Source organism: Nocardia sp. PLKS1-43 (assembly GCF_059510335.1).
The window spans coordinates 615,670-635,927 of the sequence record NZ_JCAJZQ010000001.1 but is presented as its reverse complement, the minus strand read 5'-3'; the positions used below and the strand labels follow the sequence as shown (position 1 = coordinate 635,927).

The 20,258-nt window shown below is 70.9% G+C and carries 17 protein-coding genes; 6 read left to right on the top strand and 11 right to left on the bottom strand.

Going from position 1 to position 20,258, the window contains the following annotated elements; translation table 11 throughout:
* Nucleotide 1: 1 nt before the first annotated feature.
* The 3 genes from AC5WS7_RS02970 to AC5WS7_RS02960 form a co-directional block, all read right to left on the bottom strand.
* Entirely contained in the window at nucleotides 2–1,342 is a 1,341-nt protein-coding gene (locus tag AC5WS7_RS02970) for a M1 family metallopeptidase (RefSeq protein ID WP_495953725.1), read from the bottom strand.
* Complete coding sequence (locus AC5WS7_RS02965; RefSeq protein ID WP_495953724.1) at nucleotides 1,342–5,199, bottom strand: Pls/PosA family non-ribosomal peptide synthetase; 3,858 nt, start codon at nucleotides 5,197–5,199, stop codon at nucleotides 1,342–1,344. The genes AC5WS7_RS02970 and AC5WS7_RS02965 overlap by 1 nt, the downstream gene beginning before the upstream one ends.
* A 487-nt stretch (nucleotides 5,200–5,686) precedes the next feature.
* Nucleotides 5,687–5,872, bottom strand: coding sequence for a hypothetical protein (locus AC5WS7_RS02960; protein ID WP_495952763.1), 186 nt, complete (start codon nucleotides 5,870–5,872; stop codon nucleotides 5,687–5,689).
* Nucleotides 5,873–5,893: 21 nt separating this feature from the next.
* Between AC5WS7_RS02960 and AC5WS7_RS02955 the strand changes: the two genes are divergently transcribed.
* The 4 genes from AC5WS7_RS02955 to AC5WS7_RS02940 all read left to right on the top strand — a co-directional run bounded on the left by AC5WS7_RS02955 (nucleotide 5,894) and on the right by AC5WS7_RS02940 (nucleotide 8,975).
* Nucleotides 5,894–6,826, top strand: a complete 933-nt coding sequence (locus AC5WS7_RS02955; RefSeq protein ID WP_495952762.1) for an FAD:protein FMN transferase — start codon at nucleotides 5,894–5,896, stop codon at nucleotides 6,824–6,826.
* A gap of 10 nt (nucleotides 6,827–6,836) precedes the next feature.
* On the top strand, nucleotides 6,837–7,406 hold the full coding sequence (locus tag AC5WS7_RS02950) for a ferric reductase-like transmembrane domain-containing protein (protein ID WP_495952761.1): 570 nt from the start codon (nucleotides 6,837–6,839) through the stop codon (nucleotides 7,404–7,406).
* Nucleotides 7,403–8,641, top strand: a complete 1,239-nt coding sequence (locus AC5WS7_RS02945) for an NADH-ubiquinone oxidoreductase-F iron-sulfur binding region domain-containing protein (RefSeq protein WP_495952760.1) — start codon at nucleotides 7,403–7,405, stop codon at nucleotides 8,639–8,641. The genes AC5WS7_RS02950 and AC5WS7_RS02945 overlap by 4 nt, the downstream gene beginning before the upstream one ends.
* Before the next feature lie 94 nt (nucleotides 8,642–8,735).
* Nucleotides 8,736–8,975, top strand: coding sequence for a ferredoxin (locus tag AC5WS7_RS02940; RefSeq protein WP_495952759.1), 240 nt, complete (start codon nucleotides 8,736–8,738; stop codon nucleotides 8,973–8,975).
* Nucleotides 8,976–9,022: 47 nt separating this feature from the next.
* Here the strand turns inward: AC5WS7_RS02940 and AC5WS7_RS02935 are convergent, their stop codons facing one another.
* The 6 genes from AC5WS7_RS02935 to AC5WS7_RS02910 form a co-directional block, all read right to left on the bottom strand.
* Entirely contained in the window at nucleotides 9,023–10,537 is a 1,515-nt protein-coding gene (locus AC5WS7_RS02935) for an RsmB/NOP family class I SAM-dependent RNA methyltransferase (RefSeq protein ID WP_495952758.1), read from the bottom strand.
* A 524-nt stretch (nucleotides 10,538–11,061) separates the two neighbouring features.
* The gene (gene fmt / locus AC5WS7_RS02930; protein ID WP_495952757.1) at nucleotides 11,062–11,985 is read right to left on the bottom strand and encodes a methionyl-tRNA formyltransferase; all 924 of its coding nucleotides are present in this window, start codon (nucleotides 11,983–11,985) and stop codon (nucleotides 11,062–11,064) included.
* Entirely contained in the window at nucleotides 11,985–12,569 is a 585-nt protein-coding gene (gene def / locus AC5WS7_RS02925; protein ID WP_495952756.1) for a peptide deformylase, read from the bottom strand. Before def ends, fmt begins: the two co-directional genes overlap by 1 nt.
* A 66-nt stretch (nucleotides 12,570–12,635) precedes the next feature.
* On the bottom strand, nucleotides 12,636–13,601 hold the full coding sequence (locus AC5WS7_RS02920) for an esterase/lipase family protein (RefSeq protein ID WP_495952755.1): 966 nt from the start codon (nucleotides 13,599–13,601) through the stop codon (nucleotides 12,636–12,638).
* A 159-nt stretch (nucleotides 13,602–13,760) separates the two neighbouring features.
* A complete protein-coding gene (locus AC5WS7_RS02915; RefSeq protein ID WP_495953723.1) occupies nucleotides 13,761–14,423 on the bottom strand; it encodes a PadR family transcriptional regulator in 663 nt (220 codons plus the stop codon).
* A 107-nt stretch (nucleotides 14,424–14,530) separates the two neighbouring features.
* A complete protein-coding gene (locus AC5WS7_RS02910; protein WP_495952754.1) occupies nucleotides 14,531–15,964 on the bottom strand; it encodes a carotenoid oxygenase family protein in 1,434 nt (477 codons plus the stop codon).
* Between the two features lie 66 nt (nucleotides 15,965–16,030).
* Here AC5WS7_RS02910 and AC5WS7_RS02905 point away from each other — a divergent pair, with 66 nt between their 5' ends.
* Nucleotides 16,031–16,753: a TetR/AcrR family transcriptional regulator gene (locus AC5WS7_RS02905; protein ID WP_495952753.1), complete on the top strand. Its 723-nt coding sequence runs from the start codon at nucleotides 16,031–16,033 to the stop codon at nucleotides 16,751–16,753.
* Between the two features lie 38 nt (nucleotides 16,754–16,791).
* Here AC5WS7_RS02905 and AC5WS7_RS02900 read toward each other — a convergent pair whose 3' ends face one another.
* Nucleotides 16,792–17,370, bottom strand: a complete 579-nt coding sequence (locus AC5WS7_RS02900) for a TetR/AcrR family transcriptional regulator (protein ID WP_495952752.1) — start codon at nucleotides 17,368–17,370, stop codon at nucleotides 16,792–16,794.
* A 74-nt stretch (nucleotides 17,371–17,444) separates the two neighbouring features.
* On the opposite strand from AC5WS7_RS02900, the gene AC5WS7_RS02895 reads away from it, so the two are divergent.
* Nucleotides 17,445–18,290, top strand: coding sequence for an NAD(P)H-binding protein (locus AC5WS7_RS02895; RefSeq protein WP_495952751.1), 846 nt, complete (start codon nucleotides 17,445–17,447; stop codon nucleotides 18,288–18,290).
* Between the two features lie 128 nt (nucleotides 18,291–18,418).
* On the opposite strand, the gene AC5WS7_RS02890 is transcribed toward AC5WS7_RS02895, so the two are convergent.
* Nucleotides 18,419–20,104, bottom strand: a complete 1,686-nt coding sequence (locus tag AC5WS7_RS02890) for a primosomal protein N' (RefSeq protein ID WP_495953722.1) — start codon at nucleotides 20,102–20,104, stop codon at nucleotides 18,419–18,421.
* Nucleotides 20,105–20,258 lie beyond the last annotated feature (154 nt).

The window sequence follows — 20,258 nt, the reverse complement described above, 5'->3', positions numbered from 1 at the left end:
GCTACCTCGCCGCGCCGGGCGCGGGCAGCTCCGGCAGCGCGGTGTCGTACAGCCACCGGTTCCACAGCGGCCGCAGCGACGTGGTGCTGTAGCGCCCGGCCAGATCGGCGAACTCCTCGGTGCTGACCGTCGAATGCCGGTAGCGCGCGGTCCACTCCCGCAACAGCCCGAGGAATCCGGGATCGCCGAGCGACAGCCGCAGGGCGTGCAGGGTCAGCGCGCCGCGCTTGTAGACGCGGTCGTCGAACATCAGCCGCGGTCCCGGATCGCCGACCACGATGTCCTGCGCGGATCGGGCGAGGTGGTGCCGTGCCGCGCGGGCGAGCTCGTCGGCGCTCGGGCCGCCGCTGGCCTCGGACCAGATCCACTCGGCGTAACAGGCGAACCCCTCGTGCAGCCAGATGTCGCGCCACTGTCCCACGGTGAGGCTGTTGCCGAACCACTGGTGCGCCAACTCGTGCGCGACCAGGCGTTCGGCCCCGCGCCGCCCGTCGCAGTGGTTCGCGCCGAAGATCGACATCCCCTGCGCCTCGATCGGGATCTCGAGGTCGTCGTCGGTGACCACGACCGTGTACGACCCGAACGGATACGGTCCGAAACGCTCGGTGAACTCGGCCATCATCCGCGGCTGCCGGGCGAAGTCGTGATCGAAGTTCGCCCGCAGGCGCGCGGGCAGCAGGGCCTGCATCGGCACGTCGTCGTGCGTCGAACCGACCCGGTACCTGCGATACGGCCCGATCTGGATCGTCGCCAGATAACTCGCCATCGGCTCGGGCTGGTCGTACACCCAGGTGGTCCGGCTGGCCTTGGTCTGCTTGCGCACCAGCGCGCCGTTGGCGACCGCGTAGTAGGGCGAGTCGGTGGTGATCGAAATCCGGTAGCTGGCTTTGGAACTGGGGTGGTCATCGCACGGGAACCAGGAGGCGGCCCCGTTGGGCTGACTGGCAACCAGCGCCCCTTCGGTCAGCTCCTCCCAGCCGACCTCACCCCACGGTCCGCGCACCGGCGCGGGCGTGCCGCCGTATTGGACCGTGATGACCAGGGCGCCGCCGGAGGGCACCTTGTGCGCGGGGGTGACGGTGAGTTTGCCGCGCTGGTGGGTGTACTTGGCGGCCTTGGCTCCGTTCACGAAAACCTTTGTCACGCCGAGGGATTGCGACAGGTCCAGCGCGAATCGCGGCTGTACCGCGGTCGTCACGGCGGTGATCGTCGCACGGCCCGAGAGCCGGTTGCCGGCCACCTTGTAGACCAGATCCAGTTCGTACCGGGAGACCCGGTAACCGCGATTACCGTTCTGCGGGAGATATTCGTCGATGGGCGGTGCGTAGAACTTGTCCACCATCAACGGCGCACCTGCCGATCCGGCCACGGCGCGATCGGATTGCCCTGCCACCGAGTCGAATCGGGGACCGTATCACCGCGCATCACCAACGACGCCGGGCCGACCGTCGCACCGGCGCCGATCCGCGCCGCGGGCAGCGCCACGCAGTGCGGGCCCAGCGTCGCCCCCGCCTCGAGTGTCACCGAATCCATGGCCATGATCCGATCATGAAACAGGTGTGTCTGCACCACACATCCGCGTTCCACGGTCGCGCCGTCGCCGAGCGTCACCAGATCCGCCTCGGGGAGCCAATAGGATTCGCACCACACACCGCGCCCGATCTTCGCGCCCAGACCGCGCAGCCAGATGTTCATCACCGCGGTGCCGGTGGCCGCGCGGGCGAACCACGGCGCGGCAACGGTTTCCACGAAGGCGTCCGACACCTCGTTGCGCCAGACGAACGAACTCCACAGCGGATGCTCCACCTGCTCGATCCGGCCGACCAGCAGCCATTTCGCCGTGACCGCGCAGGCGCCGGCGAATACCCCGGCAAGCAGCAGGACGACACCGGAAACCAGTGCGGCGAACCAGTATCCGACGGTCGCGGCGGCCCAGGCCAGAGTGAACAGCACACCCAGGCCGATGCCGAAGGTCACCATCACCGGGAGCAACCGGCAGGTCTCGACGATGCCGCGCGCCACTCGCAGCCGCGCGGGCGGATCGAAGGTACGCGCGGTATCGGAGTCACCGGCGGTGCGCCGCAACCGAACCGGCGGGCTGCCCAGCCACGACGAGCCCGCCTTGGCCTTCTCCGGCGCGGCCGACAGGACCGCGACCAGACCGTTCTTCGGCACCCGCCGTCCTGGTGCGGTCATACCGGAGTTGCCCAGGAAGGCTCGCTTGCCCACCTTCGCCTCGCCGATGCGCATCCAGCCGCCGCCCAGCTCGTAACTGGCGATCATGGTGTCGTCCGCCAGGAACGCGCCGTCCGCCACGGTGGTGAACTTGGGCAGCAACAGCACCGTCGAGGCCTCCACGCCCTTGCCGATATCCGCGCCCAGCAGGCGCAGCCACACCGGCGTCAGCAGGCTCGCGTACAGCGGGAACAGGAACGTGCGCGCGGAGTCCATCAGGCGTTCGGTGGTCCACACCTGCCAGCCGACCCGGCTGCGGACCGGGTAGTAGCCCTCGTGCAGGCCGATGCTCAGCAGCCGCACCGCGACCACGGTCGCCGCGGCGAAGACCGCCAGACTCAGCACCGTGGCGACCGGCAGCATCGCATAGGCGTGTCCGAGAGCGGCCGCGCCCGTGCGATCGTCGCGGATCCACCAGGCCAGCAGCACACCGCCGGCCGCGAGGCCCAGCACCGGCATCGCGGCCAGCGCCATCGAGGTCAGGCCGAAGACGATCACCCAGTGCGCGGCCCGCGCGGGAGTGCGCGGCGGCCAGGGATGTTCGGCCTTGCCGACCTTCACCGCGGGCGAACCCGCCCACTCCTGGGCCGCCTTCACCTTTCCGAAGACCGCGGACCCCGGCGCCACGACGGCGTTCTTGCCGACCACCGCGCCGGGCAGCAGCGTCGAGCGCGAGCCGATCACCGCACCCGCGCCGATCCGGATAGCGCCGATATGCACCACATCGCCATCGATCCAATGCCCGGACAGATCGACCTCGGGTTCGACGCTGCACCCGTTGCCGAGTTCGAGCATGCCGGTGACCGGCGGCAGCGTGTGCAGGTCCACGCCCTTGCCAACCTTCGCACCCAGCGCCCGCGCGAACGGCACCATCCACGGCGCGCCGGACAGATTCTCCGCGCCGCTGGCCTCGGACAAGCGCACCGCGGCCCACAGTCGCAGATGGACCGCGCCGCCACGCGGATAACTGCCGGGCCGCACACCCCACAACAGCGCCCTGGCCCCGGCCACGCAGATCGACATGCGGCCCAACGGAGTGATGAACAGCACGAATCCCAGCAGCAGCCACCACCACGACAACACCGGCAGCCACGGCAGCGAACCGGACCAGCTGGCGATATTCGTGACGATGCCCAGCCAGGTCAGCCATTGCAATCCGGTCAGCGTCGTCAGCGGCGCCAGCGTGAGCACCTGGGTCCACTGCGCCCAGCGCGGTGTGGGTCGCACCAGGCGCGGCTGCACCGTCGCCGCGGGCGCCGCGGCGTCGAGCCGTTCCGCCAGCGCGCCGAGTCGCGGGTGGTCGTAGAGGTCCGCGACGGTCACCTCGGGAAACCGCTCGCGCAGCGCGGTCACCAACTGCGCCGCCGAAAGCGAGCCACCGCCGAGGTCGAAGAAATCGGCCTGCGGGTCGTTTGCCTCCGCGCCGAGAATCGAATTCCACAGTCCCGCAAGCCATTGCGCGGTGCCTTCGAGTTCGCTCGCGGATTCGGAGTCCGCGCCGGCGCCGGGTAGCGGCCAGGGCAGGGCGTCGCGGTCCACCTTGCCGGAGGTCCGGGTCGGCAACTCGTCCAGTACCGCCAGACGCGGCACCAGGGGTGCGGGCAGCTGATCGGCCAGGTGCGCGCGAGCGGCGTGCACGTCGAAATCAGGGTCGGCACTGGCCAGGTACCCGACCAGAATCCGGTTGCCCGCCTTGGTGGTTCGCACCGCGCACGCCGCAGCGCCGACCCCGGACAGATGCTGCAACGCGGTATCGATCTCGCCGAGTTCGATCCGGCGGCCGCCGATCTTGACCTGATCGTCGGCGCGGCCCAGGAAGATCAGCCCGGTGCCGTCGAAGCGGACCAGATCGCCGCTGCGATAAGCACGTTGCCAGCCGAGCGCCGGCATGGGCGCGTACTTCTCGGCGTCCTTGGCCGCGTCGAGATAGCGCGCCAAGCCGACGCCGCCGATCACCAGTTCCCCGGAATCCCCTTCGGCCACCGGCTTTCCCGAGACCGGGTCGACCACGGCCAGATCCCAGCCGTCCAGCGGCAGCCCGATCCGCACGGGACCCTGCCCGGTCAGCAGCGCCGCGCAGGCCACCACCGTGGCCTCGGTGGGGCCGTAGGTGTTCCACACCTCCCGCTCGCCGCCGCCCGCGAGCCGCTCGGCCAGCTCGGGCGGAACGGCTTCACCGCCGAAGATCAACAGCCGCACCGCATCCAGCGCCTCGGCGGGCCACATCGCGGCCAGCGTCGGGACCGTGGACACGACGCTGATCTCCCGGCGCACCAGCCACGGCCCCAGATCCATCCCGCTGCGCACCAGCGCGCGAGGCGCGGGCACCAGACACGCACCGTGCCGCCAGGCCAGCCACATCTCCTCGCAGGAGGCGTCGAAGGCGACCGACAGTCCGGCCAGCACTCGATCGCCGGGCCCGATCGGCTTGTCCTGCAAGAACATCCGGGCCTCGGCATCGACGAAGGCGGCGGCGTTGCGGTGGGTGACCGCCACCCCCTTCGGCGTCCCGGTGGAACCGGAGGTGAAGATGATCCAGGCGTCGTCACCGGGCTCGGGCGCGGTATCCGGGGCGGATTCGGCACCGTTCGCGTGACCCGTCGCGGCGATTCCGGTGGCCGTCACGATCGCGCTGACGCGTGCCTCGCCGAAGACGAGCTGGGCGCGCTCGTCCGGATCGTCGGCGTCGACGGGTACATAGGCGGCCCCGGCGTACAGCACCGCGAGGATGGTCACGTACAGCTCGGCGGTGCCCGATGGGATGCGGATCCCGACTCGGTCGCCCCGCCGCACCCCGGCCGCGCGCAACCGGTCGGCGGTGTCGTCGACCTCGGCGAGCAGTTCGGCGTAGGACAGCACATCGGAGCCGTCGTCGAGGGCGGGCGCGTCGGGGTGCTGCTCGGCGGTCGCGGCGAGGACGTCGACCAGGGTGCGTGGCGGCGCGGCGTGCGCGGATCGCAACAGAGGCGAGGAATTTTGCGGGCTCGGTACCTGAGGCCGCGAAACGTCCCACTGGAGCGTCACGTACTGTCCACCTTTCCGGATCGGCGCCGAGAGCGCGCAACCCGTTGTCTCACGTCAGGGTTACCGGTGCGCAAACGCAACACTTCCGTTTGCCTCCCCCAGTCACCGGGGCGGTCAGTCCCTGCCGGACGAATCGTCCCGATTCGACGCACCTATTGTCCCAGGTCGCCGGAAATGGTTGCGGTGGAGGGTTCGCCGCGACCCGATTTGCCCGAGATCAGCTCACACAGCCGGCACCGGATGAATTCTCACGGTGTTCCCAGCCGCGCCCCGGATGCTCGATGACACGCGAGCCGGACCATGCGCTCGCACGAGCGAAGAGGAAGACCATGGCGTCATCGGATCCCGGCCGCCGGGCCGGTCGCACCGCGACGCGCGTGCTGGCGGCGCTCGGCGTCGCCGGAACCATCGGCGCGGCGGCACTGGCCTACACCGACACCCACACCGCGAGCGCGACCACCGGTACGAGCAGCAGCGACAGCACGACGAGCAGCAGCACCGGTACCAGCAGCGATACCGCCACGACGAACGGCGGCGGCGTTTCCTCCGACAATTCCGGCACCTCCTCGGGAACCGGAACCGTCCCGCAGGTCGGGACCGGATCGGGCAGCACGCACGCACAATCGGCCGGATCATGACCGCGCCGGCGCTCGAACCGGACCGCACCGCGGCGGCCGACTGGTCGCTGTGGAGTACCCGCGCCCGGCTGGTGGTGACCGATCCCGCACCTCTCGCCGAAGCCCGGGAGGCGGTCTGCGAATATCTCGACGCCGTCGATCGCGCCTGCAGCCGGTTCCGTGACGATTCCGAACTCAGCGGGCTCAACGCGCGGCAGGGACGCCCGGCCGACGTCGGGCCGCTGCTCGCGGAGTATCTGCGCGCGGCGTTGTCGGTGGCCGAGGACACCGCGGGAGACGTGGATCCGACGGTCGGCGCGGCGCTCGCGCGGCTGGGTTACGACCGGGACTACACGCTCGTGGCGGGCACCGATTCGGCCGAGCCGATCCAGGTGGTGTTCACCCCGCGCACGGACTGGACGACGGTCTCGCTCGACGCGCGGACCGTGACGGTGCCGCGCGGTGTCCGACTGGATCTGGGCGCCACCGCCAAGGCGATCGCGGCCGACCGGTGCGCGCGGATGGTCGCCGAACGGTTCGGCTGCGGGACGCTGGTCAGCCTCGGCGGTGATATCGCCACCGCGGGCGCGGCGCCCGCGGGCGGCTGGCAGATCGAGGTACGCGATGGCCCGCACGAGCCCGGCTGCCGGATCAGCCTGCCCGCGGGCGCGGCGCTGGCCACCTCCAGCACGTTGCGGCGGCAGTGGAAACGCGGTGGCCATCTGGTCCATCACATCGTCGATCCGCGCACCGGCATCGCCGCCGAAAACATCTGGCGCACAGTCTCGGTCGTCGCGAACGACTGCCTGACGGCCAATGCGGCCGCCACCGCGGCCGTGGTTCGAGGACGCGACGCGCTCGGGCCGCTGCACCGATCCGGATCACCCGCGCGGCTGGTCGACCGCGACGGGCGGATCACCACCCTCGGCGGCTGGCCCGCGGAACGATAAGGGGGACATCATGGGAGATACGGCCATGACCCAGGCGCTGTGGGCCTTCGGGCGCGGCAGCGGGGTCGCCGCGCTGGTCGTGCTGACCGTCGCGGTCGTCGTCGGCATCGCGGCACGCTCGGGACGCGCGATCGCGTTGCCCCGCAGCGCGATCGCCGATCTGCATCGCGGCGCGTCGCTCATCGCCTGCGCGCTGGTCGCCATCCACGTGCTGAGCCTGCTCGCCGATCCCGACGCGCAGTTGCGGCTGACCGACATCGCGGTGCCCTTCGCCGCGGATTACCGGCCGGTGTGGATGGGTCTGGGCACTGTCGCGGTGGATCTGCTCATCGCGGTAGTCGTCTCGGCGCTGCTGCGGCATCGGCTCGGCCCGCGGACCTTCCGCGTGATCCATTGGGCCGCATACGGTTTGTGGCCGGTGGCGCTGATTCACGCACTGGGGACCGGCACCGACGCGGCGCGGCCGTGGATGCTCGCGACCGCCGGAATCTGCATTGTCGCCGTCGCCGCCGCCGTGACCTGGCGGACCGCGGCGGATTTCACCGAATTCGGACGGATACAGCGAAGGAGTGCGCGATGAGCACGACGACCGCGACCATCGAGCCAGCGGCGCCGGCCGGCGTCCGGCGGCTACTGCGCTCGGGCCCTGAATTATCCTCGCATACACGGTGTTTCGGCGCGATGCCGACGACCGCCGGAGGCGTCGAAATCCTGGACGCCGTGGCCGCCTCCGGGTTGCTCGGCCGCGGCGGAGCGGCCTTCCCGGCCGCACGCAAACTCGCCGCGGTCGCGGCGGGACGCCGGGCCGTCGTCATCGCCAATGCCGCCGAGGGCGAGCCGGCCAGCAGCAAGGACGCCGTATTGCTCTCCCGCGCACCGCATCTGGTGCTGGACGGGCTCGGCATCGCCGCGGACGCCGTCGGCGCTCGCGAATGCCACCTCTACGCGCCCGCGGCCGCGCTCGACGGGGTACGCCGCGCGCTCGAGGAGCGCCGGGCCAGTGGATACGACCGGCGAACGATCGAACTCACCGCGTCGGCGGAGACCTTCCTATCCGGGGAGAAGACCGCGGTGATCAACCGGATCGCGGGCTCGCCCGCGCTGCCCGGGGATCAGCTGGTCAGCACCTCACGCTCCGGCCTACGGGGTCGACCGACGCTGGTACACAACGTCGAGACCCTCGCGCACCTGGCCCTCATCGCCCGCTACGGACCGCGGTGGTTCCGCGGCGTAGGCACTCCGGAGGAACCCGGCACCATGCTGGTCACGCTGTCCGGAACCACCGCGACCGGCGTGGTCGAGGTCCCGCTCGGCATCGCGCTGCCCGACCTGATCGCCCGGCACGGCCGGACCGACCCGAGCACCGTGCGCGCCGTGCTGATCGGCGGGTACCACGGCACCTGGATTCCCGCCGCCGCACTGGGCCGGGCCGCCCTGTCGGCCGCCGCGCTGCGCCCGCTGCACGCCTCCCCCGGCGCGGGCGTCGTGCGAGTGTTGTCCTGGAACGAATGCGGGCTGCGGGCATCCGCCGACATCATCGCGTACCTCGCCGCGCAGAGCGCCGGGCAGTGCGGCCCGTGCCGCAACGGCCTGCCCGCCATCGCCGCGATATTCGGCGCACTCGCCCAGGGACAGCCGGTCGATCCGCGCGAAATCGCCCGCCTCGCCGACCTGGTCGACGGCCGCGGCGCGTGCGCTCACCCCGACGGCACCGCCCGGCTGGTCCGTTCGGCCCTCGACGTCTTCGCGCACGACATCGCCTCGCACCTGCGCGGCCGATGCCAGATCACCGAGACCACGATCGGAGCGCGATGATGACCTGTATCGCGAGCAATCACCGCCCGGCGGACACGAACCGCAGGGCCCTGTGGACCCGCGCGGCATCGAGCACCGAGAACGGCGCACGCTCATGAGCCGCGCGGAACAGCCGGGCGAGTGGCGATTGCATATCGACTGGACGCGTTGCGATGGGCGGGGTGTGTGCAGCGAACTACTCCCGGACGTCCTCGCGCGGGATGATTGGGGCTATCCGCTCACTCGCGACCATCGGGATCCGATCGTCGGGGCGGATCGGATCGCCGGAGCCCGTGATGCCGTCGATCTGTGCCCGAGGCTCGCGCTGAGACTGGACCGGACCCGGCGGAGCTGATCGAGGGCCGGAGGATGCCGCGCGTCGGGGGATCCTCCGGCTCCGGGTCACAGGGGTTTGCGCAGCGCCGCGAGGAACATCGCATCGGTGCCGTGGCGATGCGGCCACAGCTGCGCGGCGGGGCCGTCGCCGAGTTCGGTGACACCCCGCAGCAGCGGGCGGCTGTCCAGTTCCTCGGCGCCGGTGCGACGCACGACGTCGCCGACCACCGCGATCGTCTCCGGCAGGTGCGGGGAGCAGGTCGAGTACACCACGACGCCGCCCGGCCGCAGCAGATCCCATGCGGCGGTGAGCAATTCGCGCTGCAATACGGTGAGCTCGCGGACATCGGCCGGGGTCCGTCGCCAGCGCGCCTCCGGACGCCGGCGCAGTGCGCCCAGGCCGGTGCAGGGCGCGTCGACCAGGATGCGGTCGTAGCCCGGGGTCAGCCCGCTGTCCCGGCCGTCCGCCACGTGGACGGTCACCGGCAGATCGCGCGTGGCCGTACGCACCAGCTCGGCCCGGTGCTCGGCGGGTTCGACCGCGTCGAGCCGGTAGCCGTCGATATCGGCCAGGGATCCCAGCAGCGCGGCTTTGCCGCCGGGTCCCGCGCACAGGTCGAGCCACCGGCCGTTGTCCGGACCCAGTAGTTCGGCCCGGGTGAGTGCGAGCGCGACCAGCTGACTGCCCTCGTCCTGCACGCCGGCCAGCCCCTCGCGCACCGGTTCCAGCGCACCCGGATCGCCGCCGTCGAGATAGACCGCATAGGGCGACCAACGCCCCGGCTCGCCACCGGTCACCAGCGCCAGCTCCTCGGCGGTGATCGCACCGGGCCGCGCCACCAGATGCACCGCCGGGCGCTCGTCGTCGGCGGCCAGCAGCTCCCGCAGCTCCCCTGCCGATGCGCCGAGCGCATCGGCGAAGGCCTGGGCGATCCACATCGGGTGCGCAAATTCGAAAGCCATATGCCCCACCGGATCCCGCGGCGCGAGCGCGTCCACCCATCCCTGCTGATCCCGCTCACCCGCCCGGCGCAGCACGGCGTTCACGAAACCGGCCTTGCCGGAACCGGATTCGGCCCGAACCAACTGCACCGAGGTATCCACCGCGGCATGCGCGCCGACCCGGGTCCGCAACAACTGGTACACGCCCAGACGCAGCACATCCAGTAACGGCCCGTCGATATCCTCGACCGTCCGTCCCGCGCAGGACTCGATCACCGCGTCCAGCATCCCGATCGACCGGGACGCGCCGTACGCCAGCTCGGTCGCGAACGCCGCATCGCGCCCGGACACCCGGCGCTCCCGAAGCATCGCGGGCAGAACGAGATTCGCATACGCGTCCCGCTCCCGGACCGCGCGTAAGACATCGCGCGCCACCTCGCGCGGCGCATCCACCACCCCGGGCTTGCGCCCGCCGTCCCGGCGCGGGCGCCCCGAAGTCCCGCCGTCCCGCCCGGCTGATCGCCCGCCCGCTCCGGACCGGTCCGATCCCCGGCCACGACTCTGCTGCTCTCGCGCACCTCCTTGCGAAGACCGGCCGCCGCCCGGCCCGCCCGCACCACCGCCTCGACCGCCCGTCAACGGCCGGTCACCGCCGCGCTGATCAGCGGCACGCCGGCCCGGCCCGCCTCCACCGCGCGTTTCCGTCCGATCCCCGCCCCCGGCACCGCGCTCCCGCCGATCCGGGGCCTCTCGGCCCGATCCAGGTGCGCCCGCGTTCCCGGCCGTACCAACCCCGCGCCTCGAATCGCGCTGGGGCACAGTGTCGTCCGAGCGAGCGCGGGTGTTCGTCGTTCGATCGGCCGCCCTCGAATCCCCGGCTCGGCGGGAGCCCGGACGATCCGAACCGGCCCGGCGTGGACCGTCACCGCCGCCGCGCACGTCATCCGACCGATATCCGCCGATCCGTCCGCCCCGCTCGACGTCACCTCGCCTGGACCCGTGGGTTTGCGAATCCTCTTGACGCCCAGCGTCACTCGCGCGTCCTGGACGTGCGGCGGCACCGCCGCCGCCACGCGAACGATCGCCCCGCGAACCGCCCGCTGTGGACTCGCGCCGACCGGCCGAGCGCGGCGTGTCGTCGTTCCCGTCCCGCCTCGGGCGGGTCATCCGATCACCGCGCCGGGCTCCAGGCGTGCGCCACGGGCCCAGTCGAGAGCGGACATCATGCGTTTGCCAGGAGGTTGGACCTGGTCCAGGCGGACCGCGGTCGTGGCGGTGCCGACGAAGACGCCCGATTTGCGGACCTCGATCACCCGCGCCGGGAGCGCCTCCTCGACCAATTCGACCGGGCCGAGTTTGATTCGCTTACCGTCGATTTCGGTCCATGCGCCGGGCGCGGGCGTGACCGCGCGAATGCGGCGATTCACCGCGAGCGCGGGTTGGTCCCAGCGTACGTGCGCGGCCTGCACATCGACCTTCGGCGCGTACGACACCCCCTCGGCGGCCTGCGGAACGGCTTGCAGCACACCGTCCTCGATCCCGTCCATGGTCGAATCCAACAGTCGGGCACCGGATTCGGCGAGACGTTCGAGCAACGTCCCGGCGGTGTCCGCGACGCCGATCTTCTCGGTGATCACCCCGAAGACGGGCCCGGTGTCCAGCCCCTTCTCGATGCGGAAGGTGCAGGCGCCGGTGATCTCGTCCCCGGCCAGGATCGCGGCCTGCACCGGCGCGGCGCCCCGCCAGGCGGGCAGCAGCGAGAAATGCAGATTGACCCAGCCGTGCCGCGGGATGTCGAGCACCTGCTGCGGCAGCAGCGCGCCGTAGGCCACCACCGGACAGCAGTCCGGAGCCAATTCGGTCAGCCGCGCGACGAAGTCGGGATCAGCGGGCTTGTGCGGGGTGAGCACCGGGATGCCGTGTTCGTCGGCCAGGCGGCCGATCGGCGAACGCGAGATCTTGCGGCCGCGCCCGGCGACCGCGTCCGGACGCGTCACCACCGCGAGGACCTCGTGCCGCGTGGATTCGAGCAGCCGCCGCAGCGAGGGGACCGCCGCCTCGGGCGTCCCGGCGAAAACCAGGCGCATCAGTCCCCCTGTCCCGCCGAGGCCACGCGGGCCCCGGCCACCTCGGCCGCCGACATGACGGTCTTGCCCGCGCCGAACCATTCGGACTCGCGCACCGCGCGCAGCGCCGCCTTGCGCGCTGCCGGGTCGAGCCGGTCCAGGTACAGCACGCCGTCGAGGTGATCGGATTCGTGCTGCACGCACCGCGCCAGCAGCCCCTCGGCCTCGAATTCCACCGGCGCGCCGGCCACATCGACGCCCCGCGCCCGCACCCGCAGCGATCGAGTGACGTCGTAGCGCAGTCCCGGAATCGACAGGCACCCCTCCGCGCCGGTCTGCTCCTCGTCTCCGAGCACCTCGTAGGACGGATTGATCAGATGTCCGGCGCGAGGCGTCCCGGCGCGGGAGGCATCCACCGTGTCGTAGACGAAAACGCGCAGGCCCACGCCGATCTGCGGGGCCGCCATGCCCACGCCGCCGCTGGCGTGCATGGTTTCGGTCAGGTCGGTCACCAGTTGACGCAACTCCCGATCGAAGGAGGTGGCCTCGTCCGCGCGGGCGCGCAGGACGGGGTCGCCGAACAGGCGAACGGGCTGGACGGTCACGGTAACTCCCCGAAGCGATGAAAGATGTGGTCGCCCCATTTTACGGATGCCCCCGGCCCACCCCGTTCAGGTGTGCGCGGCCTCGATCACCTCGGGAATCTCGGTACCCAGCGGCACATGCCGGCACTCCGGCGGCGTCGCGTGCGCCGGATCCAGCACATTGCGCAGCAGCTGTTGCACATACGGGTCGTACACCGAGTGGAAATGCCCGGTCAGATCGATCGGGCAGAGTTCCTGCAGGACGAGATTGCGCGCGCCCGGCCCGCGCAGTTCCATGCTGCGATAGGGCTGGATCATCTCGTCCACGCGGCTGATGATCGTGGTGTACCGCACTCCCGGCACGGTGTCACCGCCCTCGTTCAACTGCCGGATGAAGGGCGAACCCGCGGCCTGCTGAACCACGGCCGGCGAGGTGAGATCCTGGTAGACCGGCCACAGTCCGGGCAGCGCGTCGGCCAGCGCGACCAGTCCGTACATCACCCCGCCGTTCGTCGGTGAGGCGATCCCGACCCACTGCGCCACCTTGGCCGCCCCGTCGAGCTTGTCGATGTAGTACCGGGTGACGTTGGCGCCCTGGGAAAATCCGACCAGGTCCACCCGCGTCGCACCGGTCGCGGTCAGCACCTGGTCGACGAAGTCGCCGATCTGCCAGGAGGAGATCCACAGATCCTCGGTGCCGAAGGAACTGGCCCCGGGCCTTCCGCCGTAGTTCAGCGCGAAGACGCAGAATCCGGCGTGCGCCAGCTGCGGGCCGATCGCCGACCAATCGGTATAGGCCGAGGCATCGGTACCGTGCGCCAGGACGACCGGACGTGGGTGCTCGGCGGTGGGCCGGCAGCCGAAGTCGTTGGTGCCCTCCGGAGTAACGCCGGGATGGGCTTTCTGATAGCGCGCCGCGGCGAGATGGTCCTGCTGCGGCGGCCCCGGCAGGACGGGGACGACAGGCGGCCGATATCCGGGCGGTCGCGGCGGTTCGGCCCAACCGGGTGTGCCGATCCCGAGGATCAGCGCACCCGCCAATGCCGCCGCCACGGCCGTCCGGCGCGACCGGCTCCCCCGACGCGACCGTCCCGACCCTTGTGACCAGCCCCGATCAATGCGGGGACCGCATCGTTCCATATTTCGATCATTGCGCACCCGGACCGGCAATCGCCGCTGCGGCGCAGCGTTTCACCGGTCCGGCCTCGCGGCTCACTTCTCCCCGGCCTCGTCGTCGGCGAGGATCCGGTAGAGCGAGCGACGCGCCTCGGTGAGCACCTCGGCGGCCTTGGCCGCCTGCTCCGCGGTGCCCGCACGAGCCACCTGCGCGACCGCACCCATCAGCTGGCCGACGAGTTCGCGCAGATCCAGGGCCTGATCCCCGACGCCGGCGCGGACCTCCTGCCACGGATCGCCGAGTTCGTCCGCGTGCTGCTGGACGTACTCCTCGCCGGATGCGGTGAGCTTGGCGGTCTTGCGGCCGGCCACCTTGTCGATCAGCACCAGACCCTCGTCCTCGAGCTGGGACAGTGCCGGGTAGATCGACCCCGGGCTGGGTCGCCAGACGTCGCCGCTGCGTTCGCGGATCTGCTGGATGAGTTCGTAGCCGTGCATGGGCCGGTCACGCAGCAGCAGCAGGATCGCCGCACGCACATCGCCGCGCCGGCCCCGGCCACCCCGGCCGCGGCCACGGCCGAAGCCGCGGCCGAAGCCGGGACCGAAATCGCCGCCGAACGGGCCGAATTCCGGACCGAAGCCGTGACCGCCGTGCGGGTGCCGGCGGAAGTGCTCGCGGCCACCGGGGCCACGGCCCTCCCACCGGCGATCACCGGGATGCGGGCCGCCGCGGCGACCGCGCAAATTCATGTTCTCCATGTTTTCCATGGCTGCCTCCTCGGGCTTGTTCTTCGATTACATAGTCGACGATATATCGACAATGCATCTTTGACAAGTGTGAGGCAGGGCACGAACCGGCCGTTCGATCAGTTCGAGGGGATCCAGTTGCCGTGGAATCCGGCGGGCACCCGGTGCGGCAGCGCGACACTCGCCACCGTCTCGAGGGTTCCGGCATCGAGAACGAGCAGTTCACTGCGATCGGTCGGCGCGTCGTGAACGAACCCCATCAGCACGCCCTCGTCCTCCGCCGCGTCCGGCGAAGCGGCCTCGAAGACGAACTCTCCCAAGCCTTTTCCGACACCGAAGGAACGTTCGGCGGTATCGCCGGTGCGCAGATCGTGCTTGTACAGCGTCGCGCCGGCCTCCAGATCGCGCCCCACCGCGGGCGCGTAGCCGTATCGGTGCCGCCGCCCGACCAGACGCTCGTCCACGCGCGGGAACTCCTGCGGGCGATCATCCAGGCGTGACTGCCGGACCTTGCCCGCGTTCAGGTCGACCTCCCAGCGATCCAGGGCCGAACGCCCGGACGGGCCGCGGTGCCCCTCCTCGAACATCGTGTCGTAACGGACTACGTCCAGCACGATCACGCCGTCGTCGTCGTACGCGTTCATCGGATGGAAGACGTAGCAGGGTTCGATCTCGAACCACCGCACGTCCGCCGAACCGCCGGTGCGCGGCATCACCCCGATGCGGGCGGGATATTTCGGATTCCAGCTGTACGGCATTCGCCGATCGCGCGCGGGCCGTGGCGAATTCGGCGTCGGCGGGGTCGGCACCCGCACCCGGCCGACCATGGCCGAGAGCATCAGCCGGGCCGGAAGCCGCAGACTGCGCGGCACCGTCATCTCCGCGGCGATCCGGGTGTCGAAGGTGACCGGCAGATCGTAGAACACCACGTGATTCTCCGTGAGCGAGAAATCGTGCATCATCGGCGAGCCGCCGACCTCGATGTCCACGGTGTGGTGCGCCCGGCCGTCGGCGCCGATCACCGAGTACTGCACGCGGTTTCCGCGCTGGAACGAATACGAGACCGCGTGCAGCTCACCGGTGACCGGATCACGTTTGGGGTGAGCGGTATATCCACCGGTCAGCGTGCCGTCGAAATCACAGGGGCCTACCGTGTCGAGCTCATCGGTGAGCTCGTATGCGGTACTGCCGCCCTCGACGATGGCCACCGTCCGCCCGGCGACCGCGATGACGTTGGTATTCGGCCCTTCCCCTCCGGTGGCCGACAGGTCCACCAGCGGCTTCTCACCGAGCGCGACCGAGGTCCCCGGGCCGCGCACCCAGCGATTGCGGTACCACTCGGCGCGGCCGTCGCGCAGGCGGATGCCGTGCACCATGCCGTCGCCGCGGAACCAGTGATAGAGCTCCGGGTCCAGTTCACCGACCGGATTCGGGCCGTTGCGCAGATATCTGCCGTCGAGATGATCCGGGATCGTGCCGGTCACCGGCAGATCCGTGAGGGTGAATTCCTGCTCGAGCGGCGCGAAGCCGCCCTCGAGATAGCGATTTCCCATGCGAGGCTCCTGTGAATAACAACGTTATATGGACTAGAATAACCTTGTTATGGAGGTGTGGCAACAGTGAGTTCTCATCCCCGCCAATCGAATCGGCGGACGGGCGCGCAGATGCGCGAACAACTGATCGAGGCCGGCATGCGGCTGCTCGAGGAGGCGGGCCCCGAGGCGCTGCAGGCGCGCCGGGTCGCCGCCGAGGTGGGCGCGTCGACGATGGCCGTCTACACCCACTTCGAGGGCATGCCCGGACTGGTCTCGGCCATCATCATCGAGGCGTTCACCCAGTTCGGCGCGGCGCTGGGTGCGGTCGCCCCGACCGAGGATCCGGCGGCCGACTTCCTCGTGATGGGCGCGGCCTACCGGCAGTACGCCCTGGCCAGCCCGCAGCGGTATCGGCTGATGTTCGGGCTCACCTCACTGCACACCGGCTCGATCCACGACTTCACCGCCGAACCCCTGCAGGAAGGCGTCGGCGCCGCGACTTATCTGCAACTCGTCGCGGTCGTACAGCGGATGATCGACGCCGGTCGCATCCGCGCGGACCCGCCCAGACAGGTTGCCGCGCGACTGTGGGGCCTCATCCACGGCGTCGTCCTGCTCGAACTGACCGGACATCTCGGCACCCAGGGGCAGGCGCTGACCGCCGTACTCGGCCCCGCGACCGTGGATCTGCTGATCGGAATGGGCAGCGATGCGGCGGAGTTGAATCGTTCGACCCGGCGCGCCCTGCGCACGATCACCGAGACCCTCGGACTCGATCTCCGATCCGGCAGGGACGCAACCGAATAGAGCCGGGTTCCGACCCTCCGGAGCGCCGGGCCGGCCGGTCAGGCCGCGAGCGAATCGATCCAGTTCTCCAGCCGCCGCCCCTCGGCGACCATCAGCTCGGGATCACGAAAGGTATTGGTGAGCAACGATATTCCCTGATAGGCGGCGACCAGCGCCACCGCCAGTTCGGCCGCGTCGGCACGGCCCATCGCCGCGAACTGCACACGCACCCAATCGATCAGCCCCCGCATCACCGCGGCCAGCTCACGATCCAGGCCGTCGTCGCGCTTGTCCAGTTCGGCGGCCAAAGTTCCCGAGGGACAGCCGAATCGGGCCGCCAGATCACGCCCGCCGACCCAGCCCCGGACGAGTTCCTTGAGCCGGTCGGCCGGTGCTGCGTGCTGTTCGAGTTCGGCGATCACGGTCCGCAGGCCTTGAGCATGGGCGCCGATCGCCGCCTGCACGAGCTGATCCTTGGTCTTGAAGTAGTAGTAGACATTGCCGACCGGCACGTCCGCGGCGCGCGCGATATCGGCGATGGTCGTCTTCTCCACACCCTGCTCGTGGAAGGTGCGCGCGGCGGCCGCGGCAAGTCGTTCGCGCTTGCCGGCCCGTTTCGGCTCGACTGAGTCAGTCATACAACTAACTATAGACAAACCTGGTCGCGCGCCGTACCGTGTTCTAAGTCAGCCAACTAACTTAGGAGATGTCGATGATCGTGGTGACCGGAGCGACCGGCAATGTCGGCGATGCGCTCGTGCGGACGCTGGCCGCGCGGGGCGAGAAGGTGGTGGCGATCTCCCGAGGCGAGAAGGAGAGCCGCCCGCAGCAGGGGGTCGAGTATCGGCGTGCCGATCTGTCCGATCTCGACGGGCTCGCGAGCGCAGCCGCCGGTGGCGAGGCGCTGTTCCTGCTGCTGTCCGGGGAACAGGGCGTGGCCGGGCCGCCGGCCGCCGATGTGCTGCGCGCGATCGAGCGAGCCGGAGTCGGCAAGGTCGTACTGCTGGGTTCCCAGTCGGCGCGAACCCGGCCCGGCAACCCCGCGGCCCCGCGCATCACCGCTTTCGAAGCGGCACTGCGGGATTCGGAGCTCGCCTGGACGGTTCTGCGACCCGCCGGATTCTTCTCGAACACCTTCGCCTGGATCGAGTCGGTCCGCGCCGAGCGCGCGGTGCACTGGCCGTTCGGCGATGTCGCGCTGCCGCAGGTCGATCCGGCCGATATCGCCGAGGTGGCCGCCGCCGCACTGCGTTCGGACGAGCACGCCGGACAGGCATACACGCTCACCGGCCCCGCGCTCGTCTCCCCGCGCGACCAGGCCCGCATCCTGTCCGGGGCACTCGGCGAGCCGATCACCTTCCACGAACTCACCCGCGCCCAGGCGCTTTCGGCCATGACCGGCTACATGCCCGAACCCGTCGCGGAGGTCACACTGTCCATCCTCGGTACTCCCACCGCCGACGAACAGCAGGTCAGCCCCGACGTCGAGAACGTCCTCGGCCGCCCCGCCACCCCGTTCACCGCCTGGGCGGCCCGGCACGCGGACACCTTCCGCTGATCTCCCCTCGCACCACCCCGAACCGCAGCGCTGCCGGTCACGGCCACCCCGCCGCACCGTCATCCGGGCCGAGGACCTCGGCGCGCACCGGGACCACCGCGGCAGTTGTGCCCGAATTCGGTTGTGGCTCAGCCGATGTCGATGGGGTCGATCTGGACTCGCAGCGGATCGCCCGAGCGGCGGGTGCTGCGGACGGCAAGCGCCGCGGTCAGGGCCCGGGACAGGGCGGCGGCTCGGTCCCGGTCCGCGCGCAGGATCATCCGTTCGATCTCGGCCGGGGCGTCTCCGGCGGAGAACGGGGTGCGGGCCCCCGGTGGGAGCGGCACCGGGCCCAAGACCTCGACACCGGCGGGAAGCTGTGCCTCACCGAGCAATTCGGCGATCGAGTCGGTGGTTCCGTCCAGCGCGGCCAGGCGGACCGCGGGCGGGAAGCGCACCTCCGCCCGCGCCGCCAGTTCGAATTCCGCGTGCGTCACCGGGTCCCAGCGGACCAGCGCCTGCACGGTCGGCAACGACGGCTCGGCCATCACGATGACCTGGCCGGTCGAGCGGACCAGTGCGGCGGCGGACATCCAGCGCCGCAACGCGTCCTCGGCCGCACGCAGGTCCGCGCGACCGAGCAGCGCCCAGCCGTCCAGCAGCAGCGCGACACCGTAGCCCCCCGGCACACTCGGCTCCGCGCCGATGGTGGACACCACGACCTGCGCACCTTCGGAGACCGAATCCAGCACGGTCGCACCGCCGGAACCCCGGATCGGCACTCCCGGAAAGGCCCGTCCCAGTTCCTCCGCCGTGCGCGCGGCGCCGATCACCACCGCCCGCAATGCCCGCGCACCGCAGGCGCCACAGCGGAATGCGGCATCGGTCCGGCCGCACCAGCGACACCGGGGACTGTGCGCAACCTCCTCGGATCGCCTGCGCGACAACGCGACTCCCAGTTCTCGCGCCGAACCGGGTCGGGCGGCGTCCCCCGCGGGCCGCGCCGCGCCGGGCTCGCCGGGCAGGGCGAGCGGTCCATTGCAGTGCCGGCATCGTGCGGGCGTGCGGCACCGCGCACACGACAGCGCGGGAACATAACCGCGCCGCGGCACCTGCACCAGCACCGGATCTCCGGCGGCGAGCGCTTTGCGGGCCGCGGTGAAGGCCACCGCGGGAATCCTTACCGCGCGGGCGACCGGATCACGTTCCAGCGCAACGTCGCTGTCGCCGGGTGCGCTGATCCGCGGCGCGTACTGCCGGACCACGGCCCGATCGGCGACCAGATCGTGCGCCCACCCGGAATCGACCACGGCCTGGATCTCGGCGGTGCGCGCGAATCCCCCGGCTACGAAGGCCGCACCGCTCTCGTGCGCCCGCAACATCGCCACCTCCCGCGCGTGCGGATACGGCGAGCGCGGTTCGGCATAGGTATCGTCGCCGTCGTCCCAGATGACGATCAACCCCAGATCGTGCACCGGCGCGAATACCGAACTGCGAGTTCCCACCACGATCCGCGCCGTCCCCCGCAACGCCGCCAGCCACCGCCGATACCGCGCCGCGGGCCCCAGACCCGCGGCCAGCCCGACCGCCCCCTCCCCCACCAGCTCCGTGCACGCCGCCAGCACCCGATCCAGATCCCGCTGATCCGGAACCATCACCACCACGCCCCGGCCGCCCCCGGCGACCACGGCGGCCACCTCTGCCAGCCGCCGCGCCCAATCCTCCCCCGGCAATGCCTGCCACGCCGCCCGCGGTCCCTTACCTGCCGCCAGCGCGCTCAGGAACGACGCACCGTGCCGATAACGCGACCACTCGGTGAACCGCGAAACGTCCACTCGCGCAGCATCTTTCGCCCGCGAGGTCCGGACAGCATCGGGTTCGGCCGAAGATGCGCCCGAGCCCTGCGTCGCGCCGTCCGTATCACGGTCGCCCGCCGGAGCCGTGTCATCGCGAGCGGCCGCGAGGCGATCCGGGTTTGCGGTGGAGACA

Excerpts from the sequence above, each read along its gene's own strand:
- AC5WS7_RS02970 (WP_495953725.1), bottom strand. The coding sequence starts at position 1,342 with ATGGTGGACAAGTTCTACGCACCGCCCATCGACGAATATCTCCCGCAG.
- AC5WS7_RS02955 (WP_495952762.1), top strand. The coding sequence starts at position 5,894 with ATGACCGCGCCGGCGCTCGAACCGGACCGCACCGCGGCGGCCGACTGG.
- AC5WS7_RS02950 (WP_495952761.1), top strand. The coding sequence starts at position 6,837 with ATGGGAGATACGGCCATGACCCAGGCGCTGTGGGCCTTCGGGCGCGGC.
- AC5WS7_RS02945 (WP_495952760.1), top strand. The coding sequence starts at position 7,403 with ATGAGCACGACGACCGCGACCATCGAGCCAGCGGCGCCGGCCGGCGTC.
- AC5WS7_RS02940 (WP_495952759.1), top strand. The coding sequence starts at position 8,736 with ATGAGCCGCGCGGAACAGCCGGGCGAGTGGCGATTGCATATCGACTGG.
- fmt (WP_495952757.1), bottom strand. The coding sequence starts at position 11,985 with ATGCGCCTGGTTTTCGCCGGGACGCCCGAGGCGGCGGTCCCCTCGCTG.
- AC5WS7_RS02915 (WP_495953723.1), bottom strand. The coding sequence starts at position 14,423 with ATGGAGAACATGAATTTGCGCGGTCGCCGCGGCGGCCCGCATCCCGGT.
- AC5WS7_RS02910 (WP_495952754.1), bottom strand. The coding sequence starts at position 15,964 with ATGGGAAATCGCTATCTCGAGGGCGGCTTCGCGCCGCTCGAGCAGGAA.
- AC5WS7_RS02900 (WP_495952752.1), bottom strand. The coding sequence starts at position 17,370 with ATGACTGACTCAGTCGAGCCGAAACGGGCCGGCAAGCGCGAACGACTT.
- AC5WS7_RS02895 (WP_495952751.1), top strand. The coding sequence starts at position 17,445 with ATGATCGTGGTGACCGGAGCGACCGGCAATGTCGGCGATGCGCTCGTG.